General features: G+C 70.9%; 28 protein-coding genes. 13 read left to right on the top strand and 15 right to left on the bottom strand.

Features of this window, described 5'->3' with window-relative positions:
- Positions 1 to 72: 72 nt before the first annotated feature.
- Positions 73 to 630, top strand: a complete 558-nt coding sequence (locus NE235_RS38120) for a helix-turn-helix domain-containing protein (protein WP_252801121.1) — start codon at positions 73 to 75, stop codon at positions 628 to 630.
- Here NE235_RS38120 and NE235_RS10205 read toward each other — a convergent pair.
- Positions 617 to 1,492 carry an aldo/keto reductase gene (locus NE235_RS10205; protein WP_252801122.1) on the bottom strand — a complete coding sequence of 292 codons (876 nt, stop codon included), beginning with the start codon at positions 1,490 to 1,492 and terminating at the stop codon, positions 617 to 619. The genes NE235_RS38120 and NE235_RS10205 overlap by 14 nt on opposite strands.
- A gap of 241 nt (positions 1,493 to 1,733) precedes the next feature.
- Here NE235_RS10205 and NE235_RS10210 point away from each other — a divergent pair, with 241 nt between their 5' ends.
- On the top strand, positions 1,734 to 2,102 hold the full coding sequence (locus NE235_RS10210; RefSeq protein WP_252801125.1) for a nuclear transport factor 2 family protein: 369 nt from the start codon (positions 1,734 to 1,736) through the stop codon (positions 2,100 to 2,102).
- Positions 2,103 to 2,176: 74 nt separating this feature from the next.
- Positions 2,177 to 3,115, top strand: coding sequence for an NAD-dependent epimerase/dehydratase family protein (locus NE235_RS10215; RefSeq protein WP_252801127.1), 939 nt, complete (start codon positions 2,177 to 2,179; stop codon positions 3,113 to 3,115).
- A 4-nt stretch (positions 3,116 to 3,119) separates the two neighbouring features.
- Here the strand turns inward: NE235_RS10215 and NE235_RS10220 are convergent, their stop codons facing one another.
- Positions 3,120 to 4,664, bottom strand: a complete 1,545-nt coding sequence (locus tag NE235_RS10220) for a GNAT family N-acetyltransferase (RefSeq protein WP_252801129.1) — start codon at positions 4,662 to 4,664, stop codon at positions 3,120 to 3,122.
- Between the two features lie 145 nt (positions 4,665 to 4,809).
- On the opposite strand from NE235_RS10220, the gene NE235_RS10225 reads away from it, so the two are divergent.
- Positions 4,810 to 5,412, top strand: a complete 603-nt coding sequence (locus NE235_RS10225) for a DsbA family protein (protein WP_252801733.1) — start codon at positions 4,810 to 4,812, stop codon at positions 5,410 to 5,412.
- Between the two features lie 93 nt (positions 5,413 to 5,505).
- On the opposite strand, the gene NE235_RS10230 is transcribed toward NE235_RS10225, so the two are convergent.
- Both NE235_RS10230 and NE235_RS10235 read right to left on the bottom strand, forming a co-directional pair.
- Positions 5,506 to 6,264, bottom strand: a complete 759-nt coding sequence (locus tag NE235_RS10230) for a MerR family transcriptional regulator (protein WP_252801130.1) — start codon at positions 6,262 to 6,264, stop codon at positions 5,506 to 5,508.
- A 139-nt stretch (positions 6,265 to 6,403) separates the two neighbouring features.
- Positions 6,404 to 6,994 (bottom strand): hypothetical protein, encoded by a 591-nt coding sequence (locus tag NE235_RS10235; RefSeq protein ID WP_252801131.1) that lies wholly within the window; start codon positions 6,992 to 6,994, stop codon positions 6,404 to 6,406.
- Between the two features lie 342 nt (positions 6,995 to 7,336).
- Between NE235_RS10235 and NE235_RS10240 the strand changes: the two genes are divergently transcribed.
- The gene (locus NE235_RS10240; protein ID WP_252801133.1) at positions 7,337 to 7,627 is read left to right on the top strand and encodes a hypothetical protein; all 291 of its coding nucleotides are present in this window, start codon (positions 7,337 to 7,339) and stop codon (positions 7,625 to 7,627) included.
- On the top strand, positions 7,624 to 7,980 hold the full coding sequence (locus tag NE235_RS10245; protein ID WP_252801135.1) for a hypothetical protein: 357 nt from the start codon (positions 7,624 to 7,626) through the stop codon (positions 7,978 to 7,980). The genes NE235_RS10240 and NE235_RS10245 overlap by 4 nt, the downstream gene beginning before the upstream one ends.
- A gap of 57 nt (positions 7,981 to 8,037) precedes the next feature.
- Here NE235_RS10245 and NE235_RS10250 read toward each other — a convergent pair whose 3' ends face one another.
- Positions 8,038 to 8,514 carry a MarR family winged helix-turn-helix transcriptional regulator gene (locus tag NE235_RS10250; protein WP_252801138.1) on the bottom strand — a complete coding sequence of 159 codons (477 nt, stop codon included), beginning with the start codon at positions 8,512 to 8,514 and terminating at the stop codon, positions 8,038 to 8,040.
- A gap of 474 nt (positions 8,515 to 8,988) precedes the next feature.
- Between NE235_RS10250 and NE235_RS10255 the strand changes: the two genes are divergently transcribed.
- From NE235_RS10255 to NE235_RS10265, 3 genes are read left to right on the top strand one after another with little or no spacing between them, the layout of a single operon-like run.
- Positions 8,989 to 9,651 (top strand): DUF4097 family beta strand repeat-containing protein, encoded by a 663-nt coding sequence (locus NE235_RS10255; protein ID WP_252801139.1) that lies wholly within the window; start codon positions 8,989 to 8,991, stop codon positions 9,649 to 9,651.
- A gap of 26 nt (positions 9,652 to 9,677) precedes the next feature.
- Positions 9,678 to 10,628, top strand: a complete 951-nt coding sequence (locus NE235_RS10260; protein ID WP_252801141.1) for an ATP-binding cassette domain-containing protein — start codon at positions 9,678 to 9,680, stop codon at positions 10,626 to 10,628.
- A complete protein-coding gene (locus tag NE235_RS10265) occupies positions 10,625 to 11,398 on the top strand; it encodes an ABC transporter permease (protein ID WP_252801143.1) in 774 nt (257 codons plus the stop codon). The genes NE235_RS10260 and NE235_RS10265 overlap by 4 nt, the downstream gene beginning before the upstream one ends.
- Before the next feature lie 221 nt (positions 11,399 to 11,619).
- Here NE235_RS10265 and dnaB read toward each other — a convergent pair whose 3' ends face one another.
- The gene (gene dnaB / locus NE235_RS10270) at positions 11,620 to 12,972 is read right to left on the bottom strand and encodes a replicative DNA helicase (protein WP_252801145.1); all 1,353 of its coding nucleotides are present in this window, start codon (positions 12,970 to 12,972) and stop codon (positions 11,620 to 11,622) included.
- Between the two features lie 324 nt (positions 12,973 to 13,296).
- On the opposite strand from dnaB, the gene NE235_RS10275 reads away from it, so the two are divergent.
- Positions 13,297 to 14,613 carry an MATE family efflux transporter gene (locus tag NE235_RS10275; protein ID WP_252801148.1) on the top strand — a complete coding sequence of 439 codons (1,317 nt, stop codon included), beginning with the start codon at positions 13,297 to 13,299 and terminating at the stop codon, positions 14,611 to 14,613.
- 26 nt (positions 14,614 to 14,639) lie between these two features.
- Here NE235_RS10275 and NE235_RS10280 read toward each other — a convergent pair whose 3' ends face one another.
- The 3 genes from NE235_RS10280 to NE235_RS10290 all read right to left on the bottom strand — a co-directional run bounded on the left by NE235_RS10280 (position 14,640) and on the right by NE235_RS10290 (position 17,048).
- Complete coding sequence (locus tag NE235_RS10280) at positions 14,640 to 15,326, bottom strand: hypothetical protein (RefSeq protein ID WP_252801150.1); 687 nt, start codon at positions 15,324 to 15,326, stop codon at positions 14,640 to 14,642.
- Positions 15,323 to 16,225, bottom strand: a complete 903-nt coding sequence (locus NE235_RS10285) for an ABC transporter ATP-binding protein (RefSeq protein WP_252801153.1) — start codon at positions 16,223 to 16,225, stop codon at positions 15,323 to 15,325. Before NE235_RS10285 ends, NE235_RS10280 begins: the two co-directional genes overlap by 4 nt.
- Before the next feature lie 187 nt (positions 16,226 to 16,412).
- Positions 16,413 to 17,048 (bottom strand): TetR/AcrR family transcriptional regulator C-terminal domain-containing protein, encoded by a 636-nt coding sequence (locus NE235_RS10290; protein ID WP_252801156.1) that lies wholly within the window; start codon positions 17,046 to 17,048, stop codon positions 16,413 to 16,415.
- An 86-nt stretch (positions 17,049 to 17,134) separates the two neighbouring features.
- On the opposite strand from NE235_RS10290, the gene NE235_RS10295 reads away from it, so the two are divergent.
- Positions 17,135 to 18,652, top strand: coding sequence for an FAD-dependent monooxygenase (locus tag NE235_RS10295; protein WP_252801158.1), 1,518 nt, complete (start codon positions 17,135 to 17,137; stop codon positions 18,650 to 18,652).
- A gap of 71 nt (positions 18,653 to 18,723) precedes the next feature.
- Entirely contained in the window at positions 18,724 to 18,912 is a 189-nt protein-coding gene (locus NE235_RS10300; protein WP_252781262.1) for a hypothetical protein, read from the top strand.
- A gap of 63 nt (positions 18,913 to 18,975) precedes the next feature.
- Here the strand turns inward: NE235_RS10300 and NE235_RS10305 are convergent, their stop codons facing one another.
- The 6 genes from NE235_RS10305 to NE235_RS10330 all read right to left on the bottom strand — a co-directional run bounded on the left by NE235_RS10305 (position 18,976) and on the right by NE235_RS10330 (position 21,957).
- On the bottom strand, positions 18,976 to 19,782 hold the full coding sequence (locus NE235_RS10305; protein WP_308206051.1) for a peptidoglycan recognition protein family protein: 807 nt from the start codon (positions 19,780 to 19,782) through the stop codon (positions 18,976 to 18,978).
- A gap of 194 nt (positions 19,783 to 19,976) precedes the next feature.
- Positions 19,977 to 20,423 (bottom strand): 50S ribosomal protein L9, encoded by a 447-nt coding sequence (rplI, locus tag NE235_RS10310; RefSeq protein WP_252801160.1) that lies wholly within the window; start codon positions 20,421 to 20,423, stop codon positions 19,977 to 19,979.
- Positions 20,424 to 20,440: 17 nt separating this feature from the next.
- Positions 20,441 to 20,677: a 30S ribosomal protein S18 gene (rpsR, locus tag NE235_RS10315; RefSeq protein ID WP_252781265.1), complete on the bottom strand. Its 237-nt coding sequence runs from the start codon at positions 20,675 to 20,677 to the stop codon at positions 20,441 to 20,443.
- A 74-nt stretch (positions 20,678 to 20,751) separates the two neighbouring features.
- A complete protein-coding gene (locus NE235_RS10320) occupies positions 20,752 to 21,330 on the bottom strand; it encodes a single-stranded DNA-binding protein (protein ID WP_252801162.1) in 579 nt (192 codons plus the stop codon).
- Positions 21,331 to 21,382: 52 nt separating this feature from the next.
- On the bottom strand, positions 21,383 to 21,673 hold the full coding sequence (gene rpsF, locus NE235_RS10325) for a 30S ribosomal protein S6 (protein WP_252801164.1): 291 nt from the start codon (positions 21,671 to 21,673) through the stop codon (positions 21,383 to 21,385).
- A 140-nt stretch (positions 21,674 to 21,813) separates the two neighbouring features.
- Positions 21,814 to 21,957 carry a hypothetical protein gene (locus NE235_RS10330; RefSeq protein WP_252781268.1) on the bottom strand — a complete coding sequence of 48 codons (144 nt, stop codon included), beginning with the start codon at positions 21,955 to 21,957 and terminating at the stop codon, positions 21,814 to 21,816.
- 151 nt (positions 21,958 to 22,108) lie between these two features.
- Between NE235_RS10330 and NE235_RS10335 the strand changes: the two genes are divergently transcribed.
- Positions 22,109 to 22,396, top strand: a complete 288-nt coding sequence (locus NE235_RS10335) for a hypothetical protein (RefSeq protein WP_252801166.1) — start codon at positions 22,109 to 22,111, stop codon at positions 22,394 to 22,396.
- Positions 22,397 to 22,441: the final 45 nt, after the last annotated feature.

A 22,441-nucleotide genomic window follows, 5' to 3' on the forward strand; every position in this document is an offset into this window, starting at 1 on the left:
CAACTCCCTCTCGGCTTCGGTCGTTAGAGCATACCGAGCGGTGCAATGAAATGACCCCTTAGGGTGTCCTGCGTGACGGACAAGGTCGGCGACGCGGTCGCCCGCACCGTACGCTCCCTGCGCGCGGCCCACGGCTGGAGCCTCGACCAGCTCGCCGCGCGGGCCGGGGTGAGCAAGGGCGTCCTCGTCGCCCTGGAACAGGCCCGCGGCAACCCCAACCTCGGCACGCTCATCCGCGTGTCCGAGGCGCTCGGAGTCCCCCTCACCCGGCTCGTCCAGGTCGAGGAGGAGCCACCGATCCAGTTCTTCCCCGCGGCCCGTCACGTCGTCCTGTGGCACGGGCCGTCCGGCGGCACCGGCACGCTGCTCGGCGGGAGCGACCCGCGCCCCTCGGTCGAGCTCTGGCGCTGGGTGCTGCGCCCGGGCGAGTGCCGCGACAGCGAGGCGCACACCCCGGGCACCCGCGAGATCGTCACGGTGGAGTCCGGGCGGCTCTCCCTGACCGTCGGCGCCGGCCGTACGGAGATCGGGGCGGGCGACGCGGCCGTCTTCCACGGCGACCGGCCGCACTCGTACGCCAATGAGAGTCAGGAGGACGTCCGCTTCGTCCTCGCCGTCATGGACCTGTGACGCGCCCGGCCGAGTCCTGGGCCGGTGGCGGCACGGCGTCGAGCTCGGCCAGGTCCTCCTCGGTGAGGTCCACGCCGGCCGCCCGGGTGTTCTCATACAGGTGACACTGCCGCGTGGTGCCCGGAACGGGGATGACGTGGCCGCCCTGGGCGAGCGTCCAGGCGATCGCGACCTGCGCCGGCGTGACGGCGTGCCGCTCGGCGACCCTCCGTACGGCGTCGCCGGCGCGCGGGGTCCCCCGGCCGAGCGGGGCGTACGACACGAACGCCGCGCCGTTCGCGGCGCACCAGCCGACGACGTTCCCGTCCCCGTCGAGCGCGTCGCGGTTCCACAGGGACAGCTCCGACCGGATCGCCGCCACGGGGTGGACGCGGTGCGCCTCCTCGGCCTGCGCGACGGTCACCTCCGACAGGCCGAGGTGCCGGAGCCTGCCCTCGGCGACCAGGTCGGCCAGGGCGCCCCACGTCTCGGCCGCCGGCACCTCCGGGTCGGCGCCCTCCAGATAGCACAGGTCGATGACCTCGGTCTCCAGGCGGCGCAGGCTCGCCACCACGGCCGCGCGCACGTGTTCGGGCCTGCCGTCGCCGCGAGTCCGCCCCGTCTCCGGATCAACGACGCGCCCCACTCCCGTGCCCACGACGACGAGATCCCGGATCCCGCGCACGGCCCGGCCGACGAGCGTCTCATCGTGCCCGGCGCCGTCGACGTCACCGGTGTCCAGGAACGTCACGCCCAGGTCCACGGCCTCCCTGATCAGCGCGACCGGCCGGCGATCGTCCCGCGAGGAGCCGGGATCCGCCCGGCTCATCCCCCGGCAGCCGAGCCCGACCGCGCCCACATGGCGGTCCGCGAATCTCCTCATCCCGGATCCCTTCCTGGGCTCAGGCCACGGCCTCCCGCGCGGGACGGCCGCGTCGGGCGAGGGAGTCTCGATATACCCGGGACGCGCGGATTCGACGCCGGGCGACGCGCCCGGACGGCACCGCACCCGGGGCAGGGCCGTTACGTCCCACGTAATCGATCTTCCGCTGGAACACCGGCATCGTGAGGGCATCGGATCACCGCGCCGGACCTCCGGCCGGGTCTCTTACAGGAGGAACACCATGAGCGACGTCAACGAGCTGGCCGGCCGCTACATCGACACCTGGAACGAGAAGGACCCCGCTGCCCGCCGCGCCGCGGTCGAGGCCCTCTGGACGGCGGACGGCACCTACGTCGACCCGCTGGCGGACGTCGCGGGGCACGACGGCATCGACGCGGTCATCGGGGCGGTGCAGGCGCAGTTCCCCGACTTCGTCTTCCGGCTCGGCTCGGCGGTCGACGCCCACCACGACCTGGCGCGCTTCACCTGGGAGCTCGGCCCGGAGGGCGGCGAGGCGATCGTCGTCGGCTTCGACGTGATGGTGCTCGCCGAGGACGGCCGCATCCGGAACGTCCACGGCTTCCTGGACAAGGTTCCCGCCGGAGCCTGACCGGTGCCCGATGAGACAGGCCCTCAGCGCCGCCGGGCGAGGACGGCGTGACATCGGCACTACGCTTGCCGAGCATGCGCATCCTCGTGACCGGCGGCGCCGGCTTCATCGGCTCGCACCTGACGGACGCCTTCCTCGGCAACGGTGACGAGGTCGCCGTCCTCGACGACCTGTCCCGGGGCCGGCCGGAGCGCCTCGACCCCTCGGTCGTCGTCCACAAGGCGAGCATCACGGACGTCGCGGCGCTGAACGCGGTCGTCGAGCAGGTACGGCCCGCGCTGATCTGCCATCTCGCCGCGCAGATCGACGTACGGGTCTCGGTGGAGTCCCCCGCCGAGGACGCCGCCGTCAACGTCGTCGGCACCGTCAACGTGCTGGAGGCCGCCCGGGCGGCCGGCGCCCGCGTGCTGTTCGCCAGCACCGGCGGCGCGATCTATGGCGTGGACGCGCCGGTGCCGACGCCCGAAGACGTCCTGCCGGGGCCGCAGGCGCCGTACGGCACCGCGAAGTACTGCGCCGAGCAGTACCTCGGCCTGTACAACCGGCTGTACGGCACCCGGCACGCGGCCCTGCGGCTCGCCAACGTGTACGGCCCCCGCCAGGACCCGGCGGGTGAGGCGGGGGTGGTCGGCATCTTCTGCGGGCACGCGTTCCGGGGAGAGCGGCCGACGGTCTTCGGCGACGGCCATCAGACCCGCGACTACGTGTACGTCGGTGACGTCGCCGAGGCGTTCGTCGCCGCCGCGCGCGCCGACCGGCCGGGCGTGTGGAACATCGGGACGGGCCACGAGACGAGCGTGCGCGAGCTGCTCGACCTGCTGGGCCGCGCCTCGGGCCGGACGCTGGACCCGGAGTTCGCCCCGGCCCGCCCCGGCGAGCTGCAGCGCAGCGCGCTGGCGAACGACGGCGCCGCGCGTGACCTGGGATGGACCCCCCGCACCACGGTCGCGGACGGCGTCGCGGCGGTCTACCGCTGGGTGGCGGACGGCTCTCCCGACCGCGCGGGCCGCTGATCGGTCAGGGCGCGATGCGGTAGTGGTAGGCGTACGACCGGGTGAAGCCGGTCTTCGCGTACAGCCGCCAGGCCGCGTCGTTGTCCGTCTCGACCTGAAGGTACATCCGGTGCGCGCCCTGGCGGGCGGCCCAGCGGGCGCCGGCGCCGAGGACGGCGGCGGCGAGGCCCTGACGCCGGTGTTCCGGCCGGACGGCCATGCAGAAGACGCCGGCCCAGCCGGTGTCGGCGACGAAGAGTCCCAGGCCGGCGGGGCCGCCGTCCCGGGTCGTGGTGGCGAACCCGGCCGGGGCGGCGATCCGGGAGATCACCTGGGAGCCGACCGCCTCGGCGTCGGCGGAGGGGCTGAGCTCGCCGAAGACCGGCAGCCAGGTCTCGGGAGTCGCGGCGACCTCGACCGGGGCCGCGGCGTCCTCGGTCGCGGCCACCACGTCCTCGGTGAACGCCGTGAGCACGGCCGTCGGCGCGTCCAGCCGGTACCCCCGGCGGTCCAGCAGCGCGTCGAGGCGGTCGAACCCGTCGTCGACACCGTCGGGGATCTGCACGATGACCGGCCGGGAACGTTCCCGGTAGAAGTGCTCGACCTCGCGGACGGCCTTCTCGGCCCCGGCCGGCGGCGGCACCGCCGAGTTCGAGCGGCGCCGCCGTACGCCCGCGGTGTGCCGGAGCAGCCAGCCCCCGCGCTCCTCGGTGACCTCGGCGGGCCAGGCGGCGCGGGCCCGGGGCTCGACCAGGCCGGCGACGGAGGAGCGGCAGACGTCCACGATCGGGCGGACCAGGCCGGCGAGGAGGTCCTGATCCTCCGGCCGTGCGGGCTCGTACTCGGTGATGCCGAGACCGGCGACCTCGAACCGCCGGGCGAGGGCGGTCACCATCGCGAGCAGCCGGTCGGGGGTCAGGCCCCCGGGGGTGGGCAGGCCGACGGAACGGAAGACCGACGGGTCGAGGACGTCGAGATCGATGTGCACGTACACCGCCGACGCGTCGCCGACCGCCTCGACGAGCGCGTCCGGGTCGCCGGCGGTGGGGATGCCGGCGGCGGCCGCGTAGTCGTGTTCGGCGGGGTCGAGATCCCGGACGCCGGCGAGCACCACCTGGCTCGGCTTCAGCGGGCGGTCGGGCACGAGCCCGACCGGTCCGTCGCCCAGCAGAGTACGCAGCACCATGCCGTGGAAGGCGCCGGAGGGCGAGGAGGCGGGGGTGTTCAGGTCGCCGTGCGCGTCGAACCAGACGACGGTGAGCCGGTCGCCGTACCGGCGTGCCGCCGCGGCGATCGGCTCGAGCTCGACACCGCAGTCGCCGCCGAGGGTGACGGTGAACCGGCCGTCGGCACGTTCCAGGACGGCGCGGATCCGCCGCGCGTTGCCGGCGAGTGCCGCCGCGCCCGCCTCGTCCGCGACGTCGACGGTCCTGCGGTCGGCGGTGGGCAGCAGGCCGGCCAGGAGGCGGGCTCCGGCGCGGAGCCGGTGTGCCGCCGGCGAGGACGATCCCTGCCACTGCGGCACCTCGATGACCGTGACATCGGGCCGCTTCGGCTCATCGTTGTCCATCGCGACCAATCCTAGGGAGCCGACCGGCCACAGGCCCAGCGTCTTTCCCCTTTCGACTCCCCGATTGGCCCGATCGATTCGCGCCGGATTGGTCCTTACGGGCCGCCATTGCGCTCCCTACGCTGGCGGCGTGATCGAAGCTGAGATGTGGTTCGACCCCAAATGCCCGTGGGCGTGGATCGCCTCCCGGTGGCTGCTCGAAGTCGAGAAGGTGCGCGACGTCCGCGTGCGCTTCCACGTCATGAGCCTGGCGATGCTCAACGACGGCCGCGAGGGCCTTGAGGAGTGGTACGTGGAGTGGCTGCGGGACACGTGGGGCCCGGTGCGCGTGGCGATCGCGGCCCGGCAGAAGTACGGCGACGAGGTGCTGCGCGACCTGTACACGGCGCTCGGCACCCGGATCCACCATGACAGGGCGGCCATCGGGCGCCCGCTGTACCTCGACGCGCTCGCCGAGGTGGGCCTGCCCGCGGAGCTCGCCGACGCGGCCGACGTGACCGACTACGACGAGGCCCTGCGCGCGAGCCAGCACGCGGGACTGGACCCGGTCGGGGAGGACCTCGGCACGCCGGCGATCCACGTGCCCGGGCCGGACGGCGAGCGGATCGCCTTCTTCGGGCCGGTCGTCAGCCCCATCCCGCGCGGCGAGGCCGCCGGGCGGCTGTGGGACGGCGTGCTCCTGGTGGCGGGCACCGACGGCTTCTTCGAACTGAAGCGGTCCCGGAGCCGCCGCCCGATCACCCACTGACGGGAGCCGGGCTTCCGGAGGCGGCGCGCCTACGACCCGACGAGCCGTCCCGGAGGATCTGCAGCTCCTCCGGGCGACCGGACGTGCCGGCCGTCAGCTCAGCCGGGCACGGGCGTACGCGGCCATCGCGTCACGCTGGAACTCGGCCAGACCCTCGGTGATCTTCTCGTAGTTCTCGCGGAACCTCGGGTCGTCGACGTACATCTCCCCGAGCTTGGTGTACGCGCACGCGTCCGGCTGCCAGAACCGGCTCACGGAGCGGTAGTTCCACTCCACCTCGTCCAGGACGGCCGGGTCGTCGGGCGCCGCGCCGGCGACCTTCAGCTCGGCCATCCGGATCATGTGCGCGGTCGCGTCCCGCTGCCAGGTCTCCATCTGCTCCGGCGTGGTCTCCGCGACGACCTGCCGGCTCTGCGCGTACTGCTCCGGCCACCGCTCGCGGGCCTCCTCGTCGTACTGCGAGGAGTCGAACCCCGCGAAGAGGTTCTCCGGCCGGTTGATCTTCGGTGCCACCTCGTCACCTCCTCCTTCGAGTTCGGCGATGGTGCGGGCCACGGTGTCGGCGAGCACGCCGAGCCGCTCACGCTCGGCCAGCAGCCGGGCGTGGTGACGGCGCAGTGCCGCGACCGTGCTCGGCTCCGAGTCGATCGCCTCGGCGATCTCGGCCAGCCCGACCCCCAGCTCCCGCAGCACGAGGATCTGCTGGAGCCGCAGCAACTGCTCCTGCTCGTAGTAGCGGTAGCCGTTGCCCCCGACGTACGCCGGAGGAAGCAGGCCGATCTCGTCGTAGTGGCGGAGCGTCCGCGAGGTGACCCCCGACATGCGGGCCACCTGGGCGATCGACCACGTCATGATCCGTCCCATCCACCGATGCGGCCGGGCGTTCCGGCCACGGCTCCGACCATAGGAGTTGACGTAACGTCAACGTCAACCGCACGAACGGCCGGCCGTCGGCTCGCGTCGCCGACCACCACCCGCCGCCGCTGACGCCTCACCCGCCTTCGGCGGGCAAGGCGTCATGTGAGACGGGACGTCCGGACTTCCAGAGCTCCGCGACATGATAGGAAAAGCGGTCGTACAGCCCGTCGTCCTGGCAACGCCGAATATGCAGCATCGGTGAGTCGTGACCGACGAGCCACGCCAGGTGCGGAGTGACGAGCATCTCCTCATCGAAGACGAAGACGCTCATGGCGATGTGCTCATCGCTGAAACGCGCCTCAATACCGGGGATTTCGGACAGCTCGGTCAGTTCGTCAAGCGTGACCCTGATGCGCGTGCCGACCGTCAATGGAACGGCCTCGGCCTCTTCGCGGCGCCGGGTCACCTCACTGTCCGGATCCCCGAGCAAAAACCGGACGGAGCACCCTCGTTCGGCCTTCCGACGCAGGACGTTTCGCAGGCCCGGATGCTCCAGCCAGAGGAAGTAGTTGGTGTAGCCGGCGAAGGTCAACTCGCCGATGGCGTTAGTGATCAGATTCCGCCATACGGATTTCGGGCACCCCGATCGGAAAGGGTACACGCTGACGATCTCTCGGTCCGGTCCGGTCTTCACTGCGTTTCGGATGGCATCCGGCCAGATCATGGACTCATCAACTCCCAGGGCATCGCAGGCGGCCCAGCGATGACGGGGGTGGGGGGTGCGGCCCTCCTCACATACCCACCGATTCACCGTCTTCACGTCCACTCGGCATATTGCGGCCAGGTCCGACTCTGTCATCTTTGCCTCGGACATGGCTCGCCGAAGCGCCTCATTCGGCATGAGCGTCACCTATGACATGTGGGACGGCTGGGACATGTCTGCAGCGTATCCGGTGAACGTCCTTTCCGTCCCGTGAATGCAGTTCATACGTCACGCGCAGTGATCGACCCTGGGAATCGGAAGGCCGCTGCGGCGGCGGAGTTCCAGGGATCGCGGAGAAGACCTATGGGGAGCGAAACGCCGGCCGGGACGATGATTCGGTTACTGCAGGATATCCGTAAAAGCGCGGAAGAGAACGGATTGACCGGGCGCGTCGTCCAAACCTCCCGTTCGCATCCACCGGTTCTCGTCCTGATCAATCCGGACGTCCATCAACTCTCGGAAGAGATCAGTTGCAAGGAGTCGAGTCCCGGCGACTGGTGGCTCTACTGGTCCTGGGGCGGCCGGATCGGGCGCGCGACGGACGTCTCCGGGGCGATCGCGGTCATCCGGCGGGTTCTGAGGACACGGCCATGACGGGCCGGCGCCGACCGCGGCGCGAACCTCCCGTCCGCCAGGAGGCCGACGCCTCTCAGATCGCCGTCGACCTGGAGCGGAGATGCCCGGGATGGGTCGTCATCTGGTCGGCCTGGCGCCGGGCGTTCACCGCTTTCTCGGCCGTGACCGCGGAGAGCCTGGTCATCGACGACCCATCGGCGTACCGGCTCCTGCAGCGGATCAGCGAGGCGCAACGGGCGGCCGTCCTCGGCGCTCGGGCGTCCACCGGACGGATCACATACGTCCCGGCCGCTGCGGCTCGGGACGCGGGGGCGCCGGTCGCGGGAGGTGAGGGACCTGCGACCGGCGGCCCCGTCAGGCCAGGGCGGTGATCGCCCGACCGACCGACCGTCTGTGGGCCTTGGAGCGGCTCGAAGGTCAAGCCCGGCTCAGTCCGCGGCGCCGGCCAGGCGCTCGTACGTCTCGATGGTCCGGACGAACATCGCGCGCTCCTCCGGGGAGAGCGGTTCGAACGCGGCGCGCCAGGCCTTCGCCCCGTTCGCGAGCCAGCTCTCGATCGCCGAACGGGTCTCCGGGTCCTCGGTGAGGTCGACGATCGTCCGCCGGGCGTCCTTCGGATCCGACCGCCGTACCAGGACGCCCTGACGGGTCAGGTCGCTGACCATCAGGCTGACGGTGGTCGGGGCGACCTGCAGCCGGGAGGCCAGCTCGCCGACCGCCATGGGCCCGTCGAACAGCAGGTACGACAGCAGCGACAGGTGCCTGGGCGCCAGGGTGAAGGAGCGGAGCCGGTCGGGGATCGGCGTCCGCTTGAGCCGGGCGGCCAGCCGCGGCATCAGCAACAGCATGGACCGGACCGCCTCGTCCGCGCGCAGGCCGGGCTCTGGCGTCTGCTCCGTCGACATCCCGCGATCATCCCTAGACGTGCACGATCGGATCTCTTCACCGGCGTAACGACCCTGTCCGGCGTCCACACCGTACCGGCCCCCGGCGCCGGGATTCCTCGGCTGCCGCCTTCGTCGCCGGACGGGGACCCGCCGGTCCGTTCCCTCGCCGGGCTAGACACCAGGCCGCTTCGCCGGGGGTGGACGGCCGGCGCGGCCTTCGCGCCGGCGAGCAGCTCCACGTGGCGTCTCGCCCGCAGGAGGACGTGATGGCGGCCGTCCCGGGCGGTCCCCGACGCCCTCAGCCATAGCGTTCACTCTCATTCTGTTGCAACGCAACTACGTCTTTTCGTTGCGTTGATCGGGAGACCGTTGCAATGATTAATGCACTCTGACCTGCTTTTCTCTCTCAGTGGGGCAAAGATCTTGTTGTGTAGATCTGGAAAGCAACGTAGCGTTTGCGTTGTTCGAAACAACGAGTCGCAGGAGAAGACGATGCACACGTTCGACACCCCCGCCCCGATCACCGCCGTCCTGAACATCCCCGCCGGGCGCGTCCAGCTCATCGCCGCCGACCGGGCCGACACCACCGTCGAGGTCCTGCCCGCCGACCCCGCCAAGAGCCGTGACGTGAAGGCGGCCGAGCAGACCACCGTCGAGTACACCGACGGAGTTCTGCGGATCGAGGCCTCGGCGAAGAACCAGATCCTCGGCTCCTCCGGGTCCATCGAGGTGACCGTCAAGCTGCCCGCCGGCTCCCGTGTCGAGGGCGAGACCGCCGCCGCCGAGTTCCGGGCCGTCGGCCGCCTCGGCGACGTCGCCTTCGAAGGCGCCTACCGCCAGATCAAGCTCGACGAGACCGCCGGTCTCCGCCTCACCGCGACCGACGGCGACGTCGAGGTCGGCCGGCTGGGCGGCCCCGCCCGGATCACCACCGCGCGGGGCGACATCCGGATCGCCGAGGCGGTACGCGGCACGGTCGTACTGACCACCCAGTCCGGCGACATCACCGTCGGCGCCGCCGCCGGCGTCTCGGCCGCCCTGGACGCCGGCACCGCCCACGGCCGCATCACCAACGCCCTGAAGAACGACGGCAGCACCGAACTCGACATCCGAGCGACCACCTCCAACGGCGACATCACCGCCCGCAGCCTCTGACCCCCGGCCTTCTGAGGAGCAGCACCATGACGAATCTGGCCATCGAGGCGAACGGGCTGCGCAAGTCCTACCGCCACAAGGACGGCGACAAGGTCGTCCTGGACGGCATCGACCTGGCCGTCCCCGAAGGAACGATCTTCTCCCTGCTCGGCCCGAACGGCGCCGGCAAGACCACCACCGTCCAGATCCTGTCCACGCTGCTCCGCGCCGACGACGGCCAGGTGCGGGTCGCGGGATACGACCTGCACCGCCAGCCCGACGACGTACGCGGCGCGATCGGGGTGACCGGGCAGTACTCGGCCGTCGACAAGCTGCTGACCGGCGAGGAGAACCTCCTGCTCATGGCCGACCTGAAACACCTGCCGAAGAGCGAGGGCAGGCGGAAGGCCAAGGAGCTGCTCGAACGGTTCGACCTGGTCGACGCGGCCGGCAGGCCCGCGAGCACGTACTCCGGCGGCATGCAGCGCCGGCTCGACCTGGCGATGACCCTGGTCGGCGACCCTCGCCTGATCTTCCTGGACGAGCCCACCACCGGCCTCGACCCGCGCAGCCGCCGCTCCATGTGGGGCATCGTCCGCGACCTCGTCGCCGACGGCGTCACCATCTTCCTCACCACCCAATACCTGGAGGAGGCCGACGAGCTCGCCGACCGGATCGCCCTGCTCGACCACGGCCGGCTGATCGCCGAGGGCACCGCCGACGAGCTCAAGCGGCTCATCCCCGGCGGCCACATCGAGCTCACCTTCACCGACACACACCTGCTCGAGTCGGCCGATCGCCTCGTCGAGGCCGGAGTCGCCGACCCCGAGGCGCTCACCCTGCAGGTGCCGAGTGACGGCAGCGTCCGCGCCATCCGCGAACTGCTCGCCCTCCTGGACGAGCACGCGATCGACGTCGCGGAGATGAGGGTGCACACCCCCGACCTCGACGACGTCTTCCTCACCCTCACCGGCCAGCAGAAGGAGACCATCCGATGAGCGCCCTCACCCTCGCCGCACGTGACTCCTCCACCATGGTCCGGCGCCAGCTCAAGCGCCTGATCCGCTACCCGTCCATGACCGTGCAGCTGATCATCACGCCCGTGATCCTGCTGCTCCTGTTCGTCTACGTCTTCGGCGGCACCCTCGGCAACGGCCTCGGCGGCGGCCGCCACGTCTACGTCAACTACGTCGTCCCCGGCATCCTGCTCATGGCCGCCGCCACCGCCGCGACGGGAACCGCCGTCATGGTCGCCACCGACATGACCGAGGGCATCATCGCCCGCTTCCGCACGATGCGGATCTCCCGGGCGTCCGTCCTCACCGGGCACGTCGTCGGCAGCGTCATCCAGCAGCTTCTCGGCATGGCCGTCCTCGTCGGCATCGCCCTGGCGATCGGCTTCCGCCCGAACGCGACCTTCGTCGAATGGCTGGCCGCCATCGGCATGCTCACCCTGTTCGTCGTGGCCATCACCTGGCTCGCGGTCGCCCTCGGCCTGAAGTCCTCGAGCCCCGAGGCCGCCAGCAACGCACCGATGCCCCTGGTCGTGCTGCCCTTCCTCGGCAGCGGATTCGTCCCCACCGACTCCATGCCCACCGCCATCCGCTGGTTCGCCGAGTACCAGCCCTTCACCCCGATCATGGAGACCGTCCGCGGCCTCCTCCTCGGCACCCCGATCGGCCACAACGCCGCCATCGCCACCGCCTGGTGCGCCGGCATCGCCGCCGTCTCCTACCTCTGGGCCAGGAACACCTTCAACAAGGCCTGACCGTGAACCGGCCGAACAGGGCCGTCGGACCGACCGGTCCGGCGGCCCTCAACGCTTCCCCCCGGAAGGTACGTTGCGGGGTCCGGAACGGGCGGGCCATGCTGGGCCGATCGAGCAGCGGCGAGCGCTGCGTCCGATGCCGCCGGTGACGAGTCCCGGCCGGATCCCGCCGCCGCTTCGCCTTCACGCTCCATTCGGTCGACGAAGAGCCGGGCCCGGGATCAGTGGGCCATGTCGACGAAGCGGCTGTAGTGGCCCTGGAAGGCGACCGTCACGGTGGCGGTGGGGCCGTTACGGTGCTTGGCCACGATCAGGTCGGCCTCGCCCGCCCGCGGGGACTCCTTCTCGTAGGCGTCCTCGCGGTGCAGCAGGATGACCATGTCCGCGTCCTGCTCGATCGACCCGCTTTCGCGCAGATCGGACACCATGGGCTTCTTGTCCGTTCGCTGTTCCGGGCCACGGTTGAGCTGGGAGAGCGCGATGACCGGAACCTCCAGCTCCTTCGCGAGGAGCTTGAGCGACCGGGAGAACTCCGAGACCTCGACCTGGCGGCTCTCCACCCGCTTACCGGACTGCATGAGCTGCAGGTAGTCGATGATGACGAGGCGGAGGTCGTGCTGCTGCTTGAGCCGCCGGCACTTGGCGCGGATCTCCATCATCGACATGTTCGGCGAGTCGTCGATGAACAGCGGCGCCTCGGCCACCTCGCTCATCCGCCGGGCCAGCCGCGTCCAGTCCTCGTCGTTCATCGTGCCGGACCGCATGGCGTGCAGCGCGACCCGCGCCTCGGCCGACAGCAGACGCATCGTGATCTCGTTGCGCCCCATCTCCAGCGAGAAGACGACGGTCGCCAGCTGATGCTTGATCGCCGCCGCCCGCGCGAAATCTAGTGCGAGGGTGCTTTTTCCAATTGCCGGCCTTGCGGCGACAATAATCATTTGTCCGGAATGGAGGCCGTTGGTGAGGGCGTCCAGGTCGGTGAAGCCGGTGGGGACGCCGACCATCTGGCCGCCGCGGCTGCCGATCGCCTCGATCTCGTCCAGGGCGCCGGGCATGATGTCGCTGAGCGGCGCGTAGTCCTCGCCGGAGCGCTTGTCGGCGATGGCGTAGACCTCGGCCTGCGCCCGGTCGAGGAGGGCGTCGGCGTCGGCGCCGTCGGTGCTGTAGCCGAGCTGAGCGATGCGGGTGCCGACCTCGACCAGCCGCCGCAGGACGGCCTTCTCCTGGACGATCTTCGCGTAGTAGCCGGCGTTGGCGGCCGTGGGCACCGAGGCGACCAGGGTGTGCAGGTACGGCGCGTCGCCGATGCGGCTGAGCTCGCCGCGCTTGAGCAGCTCGTCCTTGACGGTGATGGCGTCGACCGGGTCGCCCCGGCCGTACAGGTCGAGGATCCGGTCGAAGACGGTCTGGTGCGCCGGACGGTAGAAATCGCGGCTCTGGACCATCTCGATGACCTCGGCGATGGCGGTCTGGGACAGCAGCATGCTGCCCAGAACGCACTGCTCGGCCGCGAGGTCGTGCGGCGGGGTCCGCTCGAACTCCCGCTCGTGTGACGGCATCTCGGTGACGCTCATTCCGGCACCTCCAACCGCCTCAAACGCTCACGCCTCCCACGTCTATCCCATGGGTCTGACAGTCTGCGTCCGGTCCGGGAGGAAGGCAAAACGATCTGTGGAAGGCGTTGTGGACCACCTGTGCATACACGCCGATCCAGCTGTGCACATCGCCTGTGGACAACCTGTGGATACTCGGATCGTGGCCGCGAATAACCGCGTTGACCTGCGGATATTCCATCCACCGCCTGTGGGCGGGAGAAAGTTCGGACGACGGTCATCCACAGGGTCGCCCACAGAATCACGTAAGCGTCAACTCACATTTGCCGGTTACAGTGGCACATCATGACATTCCGGCACCCCCACGACCGGGAGATCCTCCGCCTGGCGGTCCCCGCGTTCGGCGCACTCGTCGCCGAGCCGCTGTTCCTCCTCACCGACTCGGCGATCGTCGGCCACCTCGGCACCGTCTCGCTCGGGGCGCTGGGAGTCGCCGGGCAGATCCTCGGCACGCTGGTCAACCTGTGCGTCTTCCTCGCCTACGGAACGACCGCCTCCGTCTCCCGCCAGGTCGGCGCCGGCAACCACCGCGCGGCCGTACGCCAGGGCGTCGACGGCATCTGGCTCGCCGCCCTCATCGGCGTCGCGCTGATCGTCGCCGGGCGGCCGCTCGTCCCCGTGGTCGTGCGCGCGTTCGGCGCATCGGCGGTCGTCGCGCCGCAGGCGGAGACGTACGTGCACGTCAGCCTCCTCGGCGTCCCCGGCATGCTGATCGTGCTCGCGGGCACCGGGGTGCTACGCGGGATGCAGGACACGCGGACGCCGCTGATCGTTTCGGTGGGGATGTTCGCCGTGAACGCCGGGTTGAACGCGCTGTTCGTGCTGGCGCTCGGGTTCGGCATCGCGGGGTCGGCGTGGGGCACCGTCCTCGCGCAGACCGGCGGGGCCGCCGCGTACGTGGTGATGGTCCTGCGCGGTGCCCGGAGGTACGGCGCGCCGCTGCGCCCGGACCTGGGCGGCCTGCGGGCGTCGGCGACGGCCGGCGTCGGCCTGCTGATCCGTACGCTCGGACTGCGCGTCGTCCTGGTCGTCGCGACGATGGTCGCCGCCCGCCTCGGGGACGCGCAGATCGCCGCGCACCAGATCGCGGCGAACGTCTGGACGCTCACGGCGTTCGCCCTCGACGCCATCGCGATCGCCGGCCAGGCCATCACCGGCCGCCAGCTCGGCGCAGGCGACGTCGCCGCCGCCCGCGCCGCGACCCGCCGGATGGTCGAGTGGGGCGTCGCGTGCGGGGTGGTGTTCGCGCTGGTGCTGCTCGCCGTACGGCCCTGGCTGCCGGACGCGTTCACCGCCGACGCCGACGTGCGGTCCCAGCTCCTCGGCGCCCTGGTGGTCGTCGCGTTGCTGCAGCCGATCGCGGGGGTGGTCTTCGTCCTCGACGGAGTGCTGATCGGCGCCGGCGACATGACGTACCTCGCGGTGGCGGGCGTGATCCAGACGGCGGCGTTCCTGCCGGTGGCGTGGCTCGCGTACGCGCTGGGCGGCGGCCTGGTGTCGCTGTGGCTGGCAATGGGCGTCTGGATGGCCGCGCGGCTGGTCACGCTCGGCCTGCGCGCCCGTACGGACGCCTGGTCGGTGGCCGGCGCCGTGCGCGGCTGAGGCTGGAGGAACGCCGTCCCTCCGGATCAGTCCGTGATGTCCCACCGTACGGCGATGGCGGCGAACGCGAGGGCGACCACCGTCCAGCCGGTCAGGAACGGCGTCCCTGGTCCGCCATTCGGGCCGAAGGCCGCGAGCCCGCTGGTGAACGGGCCGTGGTACCGCGTCAGCGGGACCATCGCCTCGACGAGGGCACCGACCGGCAGGATGACGAACGCCGTCGCGGCGTTGCGCACGATGGCGCCGAGCGCGACCCCGAACAGCCCCAGGAGCACCACTCCTCCGATCGTGAACGCGTACAACCGGGCGAGGTCGGCGAGGTGCCCGGTGCGCATGGCCGGTCCGCCGTGCCGCGCCACCGCGGTGCCCAGCCAGAACGTCTGCGACACGGCTGCGGCGAGCGCGGCCACCATCGCCAGGGACGCCGCCTTGGCCGTCAGGACCCGGAACCGTCCAGGCGTCGTCAAGACAACCGGGACGATCGTCCGGAACCGGTGCTCGTGGGTGGCCGCCATCACGCCCAGCAGCAGCATCGGATAGCCGGTCAGCTCTCCGGCGGACGGGCCGAGACCGGCCCAGGCCGCTGCGGGATCACCCTGCATGCCGATGACGAGCAGGGCAAAGAACTGGGCGAGACCGACCGCGAGCAGTGTCAGCCAGGGGCCGGGCGTCGTCCGCAGGGAGTACAGCTCGGCCCGCATCATCCGGATCACGGTGCCTCCCCGAGGCCGCCCGCGCCGGTGAGCCGGAAGAAGACCTCCTCCAGGCCCGGGGCGTCCTCACGTAGCTCGAACAGCGGGATCCGGTGCTCGGCGGACAGCAGGCCGACGTACTCCGACCACCCCAGCGGTCCTTCCAGGCGGTCGTGCCCGGTCATCCGCACGGTCGCTCCGGCCGCGGTCATCAGGCCGGCGAGCCGTTCGGCCTGCGGCGAGCGTACGTGGAGCCGCCCGGACGCCCGCGCCCGCAACGCATCGAGCGAACCGGCGGCGACCAGGCGCCCCCGGGCGACGATGACCACCTGGTCGACGGTGTGCTCCACCTCCGCCAACTGGTGGCTGGACACCAGCACCGTACGTCCCTCCGCGGCCTGTGCCCGCAGGAACCCGCGCAGCCAGTGGATGCCCTCCGGATCGAGCCCGTTGGCCGGCTCGTCCAGCACGAGCACTCCCGGATCACCGAGCAGCGCCCCGGCGAGCGCGAGCCGCTGCCGCATGCCGAGAGAGAAGCCTCCGGCGCGCCGGTCGGCGGCGCCGGTGAGGCCGACGAGCTCGAGGACCGTGTCGACCCGGCGGGGTCCGACGCCGATGCGCAGGCCCAGCATCCGCAGGTGACGGCGCGCGGTGCGGCGGGGGTGGGCGGTCATCGTCTCGATCACCGCGCCGATCACGCGCGCCGGGTCGGGCAGGTCACGATACGGGCGGCCGTACACCAGCGCCTGGCCGGACGTCGGCCTGACCAGGCCGAGCAGCATCCGGAGAGTGGTCGTCTTGCCTGCTCCGTTCGGTCCCAGGAAGCCGACCAGTGAGCCCTCCTCGACGGTGAATCCCAGTCCGTCGACGACACGCCGGTCGCGGTACCGCTTGGTGAGTCCTTCGATCGCGATCGCCACCACCGGATAATAGATAACGGTTAGCTAAAAAGCCGTCAAGCCGGAAGGCACAGCCGCATTAGCGTGGGACACGAGGACTTCGGGGACGAGATGTGCACGTTGTGGTGACGCACACCTCGCCAGGAGGTCCTCCCTGATTCAAGCCCATCCAGCCGTGTCGCGTTACCAACGTCCGTGGTCAGTACATCTAGTCCGCGCGGTCCGGGTCGGCCTTCGTCACGGCCAGGTGGGCGCGCATGCCGTCCAGCATCCGCTGCAGGCCGTACTCGAACAGGGCGTCCTGATCCAGTACGGCGGCTCCGCCGGCGGCGAGGATGGGGAAGTCCGCCGGGTCGAACGTGAGCAGCGGGTCGTCCTCGCGTTCGGAGACACGCTGCTCGTCGAGCACGAAGCCGCTCACGTAGTGCCCGAGGACGAGAACCGCCCGTACGGCGTCGGCAGGCGCGAATCCGGCCTCCACCAGCATGCTCAGCGTGCGTTCGATGTCCGGCCAGGCCTCACGCACCGGCCGGTTGCCCGCGGCGAGCCGTGCGCCGTCGCGGTGCTTGAGCATCCCACGGCGGAGCGTCCGCATCCCCTCGGCGAGCCACTCGTCCCATGCCTGGCCGGTCTTGGGCGTGCCCTCGAGGCTCACGCCGGCTTCTTCTCTGGCGAAGACGGCCAGGTGATCCAGCAGGTCCTGCTTGTTCGTGAAATGCCAGTACAGCGCGGGTGCCTGGACGCCGAGCTCCTTGGCCAGCCGCCGCAGCGACAGGCCGTCGAGTCCGACCTCGTCGAGCAGGCGCAGGGCCGTACGGAGCACGGTCTCGCGTTCGAGCGCCATCGGGACCTCCTTCCCTGTTGACAACTTAACAGCGTTAAGGTCATGCTTAACACCGTTAAGTACTTAACGACGTTAAGGAGAGACCGATGTCGTACGACGTGGCGATCGTCGGAGGCGGGCCGGTGGGCCTGTTCCTCGCCTGTGAGCTCCGGCTCCACGGGGTCCGGACCGTCGTCCTGGAACGACGGACCGAGATCGACCAGACCATCAAGGCGGGCGGTGTCACCGGGCGAGGAGCCGACATCCTCGCCCGCAGGAACGTCGTCGACCTGCTGGGCGACCTGCCCGACGCCGGTCTGATGCGCCCCAGACCGGTCGGCGACGGGAGCGTCCCAGGGGCCGCCAGGAGCAAGGCGCCTGTCGTGGGGCACTTCGCCGGGCTGTGGATTCTGCGCGGCGGCGCGCACTCAGGGGGCGCGCGCTCGGGCGGCGCGCCGCTTCTCGTACCGCAGCAGGTGCTCGAGAGCGCTCTGGAGAAGCACGCCACCGAGGTGGGCGCCGTCGTACGGCGCGGCCACGCCCTCACCCGCCTCGACCAGGACGACCACGGCGTCGTGCTCACCGTCGAGGGGCCCGAAGGCCCGTACGAGCTTCGCGCCGGCTGGCTCGTCGGCTGCGACGGAGGCCGCAGCGCCATCCGAAAGATGACCGGAATCGCCTTCCCCGGTCTCGACGGGGTGACCACCGGCTATCAGGCTCTCGCCGAGTTCGACGACCCCGACTTCTTCCCGTTCGGCTGGCACCGGACGGCGCACGGGATGATGGCTCGCGGTCCCCTGCGGGAGCGGGTGCTGACCGTCGAGTTCGACGGACCCCCCGTCGACCGGTCCGCGCCGGTCAGCCGGGAGGAGCTGCAGGCATCCGTGCGACGGCAGTCCGGCACCGAGGTCACGATCACCACCGTCCACACCGCCACGAGGTTCACCGACAACACGCGACAGGCCGATACCTACCGCATCGGGCGGGTCCTGCTGGCCGGCGACGCCGCCCATGTGCACCCGCCGTTCGGCGGACAGGGGCTCGCCCTCGGCCTCGGCGACGCCGTCAACCTCGGCTGGAAGCTCGCCGCCGAGGTCGCCGGATGGGCTCCGGACGGGCTCCTCGACACCTACCTGACCGAACGCCACCCGGCCGCGGCGCGCGTCCTGCACACCACGCGCGCCCAGGTGGCGCTGATGGCACCGGGGCCGCGGGTCGACGCGCTGCGCGACGTCTTCGCCGCCCTCGCCGAGACAGACGAGGCGAATCGCCTGCTCACCGACCTGATGAGCGACCGCGACCTCCGGTACGAGGTGGACGTCGAACACCGCCTCGCCGGACGCTACTGCCCGGACCTGCCCCTGACGGTCCACGGCACGGCGACGAGCGTGGCGGCGCTGTCGCCGAGTGGCCGCCCGTTGCTGCTCGACCTCGATGACCACACCGGCGTACGGGACGCGGTGCGGCCGTGGGCCGACCGCATCGAGGTCGTGAGGGCGCGGTCGGACGACGCTCCGGCCGCCGCGATGCTCGTACGGCCCGACGGGTACGTGGCCTGGGCCGGTGAGGATGTCGGTGGCCTGCGGGAGGCTTGTGCCCGGTGGTTCGGAGCACCGCGCGAGTGATCAGGACACCGCGAGTAATCGATGCGGCGGAAATCCGTTCCCCTGTCGGTCGAGGGCGCTAGACTTCGAACATGTGTTCTACACAAGGGGAGCGCCTGGCGCGCCTCACCCGAGCGATCGACGACCTGGCGGCCGAGGGCCTCGGCGGCCTTCCGCCGGACGCGTGGGCGGAGCGAGTGGCCGGCATCTGGGCCCTCGTCGAGGGCATCGACCCCGAGCTCGCCCGCCGTCGCGCCTGCTATTCCACTCTGGAGTCCTAGACGACGTCCGTGTGGTGGACGCCGCCACCGCGGCGCCCACCACACGAAGACCTGGCGGCCCGGTCACCTCCCATGGCCACGCAGCCGGCGGTGGCGGTGCGACGTGAGGCGGCGGCGCTCGTCGGACGGCGGGTCATCGTCGAGCCCGGGAGGCAGGTGCGGGCCTCCCCCGGGAGGCGGGTGCGGGTCACGCCCGGGAGGCGGACCGCCGTGGTGCGCGTCCTCCAGAACCCGTTCCACCTCCGTCCGCAGGCGCGGCAGCCGCCGGTAGAGCACGTCACCCGGACAGTCGGTGTCGTTGTAGTCGCGGTGACCGACGATCGCCACGGCCGGGTCGAGCCGGTAGGCCGCGCACAGCCACGCGCAGACGTCGACCAGGGAGTCCCACAACCTGCCGGGCACGTCATCCTCGAGGTACGTGCCCTCGTTCTCGATGCCGATCGTGTGGTCGTTGTGGCGCAGCGACTGGGCGCCGACGACGAGCCGGCCCTGCCGGATCGCCGGCAGGGAGCCCGCCCGGCCCTCCATGACATGGCCACCACGACTGATCGTCAACTGTTCCCCGATGTCATCCCAGCCCTGGTTCCTCATGTGGTCGCGCTGGATCGCCCGCGACAGCGAGAACGCGTGCCGGCGGGACAGGTCGGACACGTTGGGTGTGGCGGTGTGGTGCACGATGATGTGGTCCGGTGGACGGTCGAGCACCCGCGGTGGCCGTCTCGACGGCACCGCGCCCCATTCCCGGCGCGTGTAGATCCTCGGCATCGCGTCGGCGTTCGCCCACATCATTCCGCCGGCCATCATGACATCGGCGGCCACGACGCCCAGCATCCCCCGCAGCACATCCCGGCGCAGCGTCCCCTCACGCACGATCGCGGCCACCCCCCGTGGACGACTGATCGCTTAGCGTAGTGATCGCGACGCGGAAAGCGAGGAGGCCGGATCGGGCGTTTCACGTAGCTCGCCCGGGAACGCGAAAATGCCAGGTTCCCGCGCCCGCGCCCGGGAACGCGAAAAGGCCGGGCCCCGCGGGGGCCCGGCCTCTCACGTGCGCTGAACTCGGGTCAGCCGGCGAGGACCTCGAGCGAGATCTTGGCGCTCACCTCGGGGTGGAGGCGGACCGCGACCTCGTGAGAACCGACCGTCTTGATCGGGTTCTTCACCTCAATGCGGCGCTTGTCGAGCTCCGGACCGCCGGACGCCTTCACGGCGCCGGCGATGTCGGCCGGGGTGACCGCACCGAACAGCCGGCCGCTGTCACCGGCGCGCGTCCGCAGCCGGACCTTGAGCTTCTGCAGGTCCTTGCTGATCGCCTCGGCCTGCTCGACGCTGGCGATCTCGCGGGCCGCGCGGGCCTTGCGGATCGAGTCGATCTGCTTCTCCGCGCCGCGCGTCCACTGGATCGCGAAGCCGCGCGGGATCAGGTAGTTGCGGCCGTAGCCGTCCTTGACCTCGACGACCTCGCCCGGGGCGCCGAGACCGGCGACCTGCTGAGTCAGGATGAGCTTCATGAAGAGTGACTCCTTTCTCAGCGAGCCGTGCTGGTGTACGGCAGCAGCGCCATCTCGCGGGCGTTCTTGATCGCGGTGGCGACGTCACGCTGGTGCTGGGTGCAGTTACCCGTCACCCGGCGCGCGCGAATCTTGCCGCGGTCGGAGATGAACTTGCGCAGCAGCGCCGTGTCCTTGTAGTCGACGTAGGAGAGCTTCTCCTGGCAGAACAGGCAAACCTTCTTCTTCGGCTTGCGAGGTGCCGGTTTCGCCATCGTGGTGCTCCTTAGAAGAGAGCCCCGCTCACGCGGGAATGGTCGGTCGGATGATCAGTGATGCCCGTACGGGCCTAGAACGGCGGGTCGTCGGAGAAGCCGCCGCCCCCGGTCGCCCAGGGGTCGTCGGCCGGCGCGTTGCCGCCTCCGCCGAAGCCGCCGCCGCCCGATCCGCCCTGACCGCCACCGAAGTTGCCGCCCTGGCCGCCGCCGTAGCCGCCCTGGCCACCGCCGCCGCCGAAGCCGCCGCCTCCACCGCCGCCGAAGCCGCCTCCGCCGCCCGAGCGCTGGGACTTGTTCACCTTGGCGGTGGCGTTCCGCAGCGACGGGCCGACCTCGTCGGCCTCGAGCTCGAAGACGGTGCGCTTCTCACCCTCGCGGGTCTCGTACGACCGCTGCTTCAGGCGGCCCTGGACGATGACCCGCATGCCGCGCTGGAGGCTCTCGGCGACGTTCTCGGCCGCCTGCCGCCAGACGTTGCAGGTGAGAAAGAGGCTCTCGCCGTCCTTCCACTCACCGGACTGCTGGTCCCGGAAGCGAGGGGTGGAGGCCACGCGGAAGGTCGCGACCGGCTGCCCGTTCGGGGTGAAGCGCAGTTCGGGGTCGGCGACCAGGTTGCCGACGATCGTGATCTGGGTGTCGCCTGCTGCCATGCGGCTCTCCGGTTACAGATCGGTACGTGTCGTGGGGCTGACCGGGGAACGGTCAGTGGGCCTCGGGGCGCATGACCTTGGTGCGCAGGACGGACTCCTGCAGGTTCAGCTGCCGGTCGAGCTCTTTGACCGTGGCGGGCTCTGCCGTCAGGTCGATGATCGCGTAGATGCCTTCGGACTTCTTGGCGATGTCGTACGACAGGCGCCGGCGGCCCCAGACGTCGACCTTCTCCACGCTGCCACCGCCGTCCTTCACCACGGTGAGGAACTGGTCGAGCGACGGCTGGACCGTGCGCTCCTCGGTGTTCGGGTCGAGGATGACCATGACTTCGTAACGACGCATGCTGGTCCCAACCTCCTTTGGACTGGTGCGGTCACGGTCTCTCCGTGACAGGAGGGCTCTTGCGTCGCCCCGCGCCTCGGATGCGCGGGACCGACAAAGGCTATCAACAACCGGCAGCTCAATCGGCCGGAAGCGGGACTTCAGCGGCCCCGGCGGCGGTCGAGCTCGGACATGATGTCGGCCATCCGCGACCGCATGCGGGCCGTCTGGGTCGTCAGCATGGACAACTCCTCGATCAACTCGGCGTCGTCGATGCCGGCCAGGTCACGAGTGATCATCGTCATGGCGTCCTCCGTTCGAAACCACGTTCGACACTACCGCCTGGGACCGACAGAACGCTCGTCACCCCGGACACCCCGGCGACGCCTTTGACCAGCACCGCGGCGGGGAACACTCGGAGAGAGAACCGTCCCTCGGAGGAGGTGACCGATCGTCATGTCACCGCTCGCCATCCCACGCCGCCTCAGGGCACGGCAGACGCATCCCCTGGAGAACTCCCTCGCCCTCGTCACCGTGGCCGCCGGCCTCGCGACCTTCATCCTCGGGACCATCCACGCGACGCACCTCATCGCCGCGATCCTGGGCATCGCGACGTTCCTCTTCGGCCTGTACTCCCAGTTGGTCTCCGCGACCACCGCCGAGCGCTGGCTGAACATCCTGGGCATCGGCATGGCCTTCGTCGGGCTCGGCCTGGGACTGTCGCACGGCGGCTTCACGGTCTAGGGTCGTCCGAACGGTCCAGGGCCGTCCGACCGCGCGCGTAGGCTC

It is taken from the genome of Actinoallomurus spadix, from assembly GCF_024055725.1.
In the GTDB taxonomy this organism is placed as follows: domain Bacteria; phylum Actinomycetota; class Actinomycetes; order Streptosporangiales; family Streptosporangiaceae; genus Actinoallomurus; species Actinoallomurus spadix.

Bases quoted from the DNA above. Each gene is read 5' to 3' on its own strand.
- NE235_RS10220 (WP_252801129.1), bottom strand. From the start codon at position 4,664: ATGGACAACGATGAGCCGAAGCGGCCCGATGTCACGGTCATCGAGGTG.
- NE235_RS10240 (WP_252801133.1), top strand. From the start codon at position 7,337: ATGGGGAGCGAAACGCCGGCCGGGACGATGATTCGGTTACTGCAGGAT.
- dnaB (WP_252801145.1), bottom strand. From the start codon at position 12,972: ATGAGCGTCACCGAGATGCCGTCACACGAGCGGGAGTTCGAGCGGACC.
- rpsR (WP_252781265.1), bottom strand. From the start codon at position 20,677: ATGGCGAAACCGGCACCTCGCAAGCCGAAGAAGAAGGTTTGCCTGTTC.
- NE235_RS10275 (WP_252801148.1), top strand. From the start codon at position 13,297: ATGACATTCCGGCACCCCCACGACCGGGAGATCCTCCGCCTGGCGGTC.
- NE235_RS10290 (WP_252801156.1), bottom strand. From the start codon at position 17,048: ATGGCGCTCGAACGCGAGACCGTGCTCCGTACGGCCCTGCGCCTGCTC.
- NE235_RS10230 (WP_252801130.1), bottom strand. From the start codon at position 6,264: ATGACGTGGTCGATCGCCCAGGTGGCCCGCATGTCGGGGGTCACCTCG.
- rplI (WP_252801160.1), bottom strand. From the start codon at position 20,423: ATGAAGCTCATCCTGACTCAGCAGGTCGCCGGTCTCGGCGCCCCGGGC.
- rpsF (WP_252801164.1), bottom strand. From the start codon at position 21,673: ATGCGTCGTTACGAAGTCATGGTCATCCTCGACCCGAACACCGAGGAG.
- NE235_RS10215 (WP_252801127.1), top strand. From the start codon at position 2,177: ATGCGCATCCTCGTGACCGGCGGCGCCGGCTTCATCGGCTCGCACCTG.
- NE235_RS10210 (WP_252801125.1), top strand. From the start codon at position 1,734: ATGAGCGACGTCAACGAGCTGGCCGGCCGCTACATCGACACCTGGAAC.
- NE235_RS10320 (WP_252801162.1), bottom strand. From the start codon at position 21,330: ATGGCAGCAGGCGACACCCAGATCACGATCGTCGGCAACCTGGTCGCC.
- NE235_RS10255 (WP_252801139.1), top strand. From the start codon at position 8,989: ATGCACACGTTCGACACCCCCGCCCCGATCACCGCCGTCCTGAACATC.
- NE235_RS10260 (WP_252801141.1), top strand. From the start codon at position 9,678: ATGACGAATCTGGCCATCGAGGCGAACGGGCTGCGCAAGTCCTACCGC.
- NE235_RS10205 (WP_252801122.1), bottom strand. From the start codon at position 1,492: ATGAGGAGATTCGCGGACCGCCATGTGGGCGCGGTCGGGCTCGGCTGC.
- NE235_RS10225 (WP_252801733.1), top strand. From the start codon at position 4,810: ATGTGGTTCGACCCCAAATGCCCGTGGGCGTGGATCGCCTCCCGGTGG.
- NE235_RS10235 (WP_252801131.1), bottom strand. From the start codon at position 6,994: ATGATCTGGCCGGATGCCATCCGAAACGCAGTGAAGACCGGACCGGAC.
- NE235_RS10265 (WP_252801143.1), top strand. From the start codon at position 10,625: ATGAGCGCCCTCACCCTCGCCGCACGTGACTCCTCCACCATGGTCCGG.
- NE235_RS10295 (WP_252801158.1), top strand. From the start codon at position 17,135: ATGTCGTACGACGTGGCGATCGTCGGAGGCGGGCCGGTGGGCCTGTTC.
- NE235_RS10250 (WP_252801138.1), bottom strand. From the start codon at position 8,514: ATGTCGACGGAGCAGACGCCAGAGCCCGGCCTGCGCGCGGACGAGGCG.
- NE235_RS10300 (WP_252781262.1), top strand. From the start codon at position 18,724: ATGTGTTCTACACAAGGGGAGCGCCTGGCGCGCCTCACCCGAGCGATC.
- NE235_RS10330 (WP_252781268.1), bottom strand. From the start codon at position 21,957: ATGACGATGATCACTCGTGACCTGGCCGGCATCGACGACGCCGAGTTG.
- NE235_RS10245 (WP_252801135.1), top strand. From the start codon at position 7,624: ATGACGGGCCGGCGCCGACCGCGGCGCGAACCTCCCGTCCGCCAGGAG.
- NE235_RS10335 (WP_252801166.1), top strand. From the start codon at position 22,109: ATGTCACCGCTCGCCATCCCACGCCGCCTCAGGGCACGGCAGACGCAT.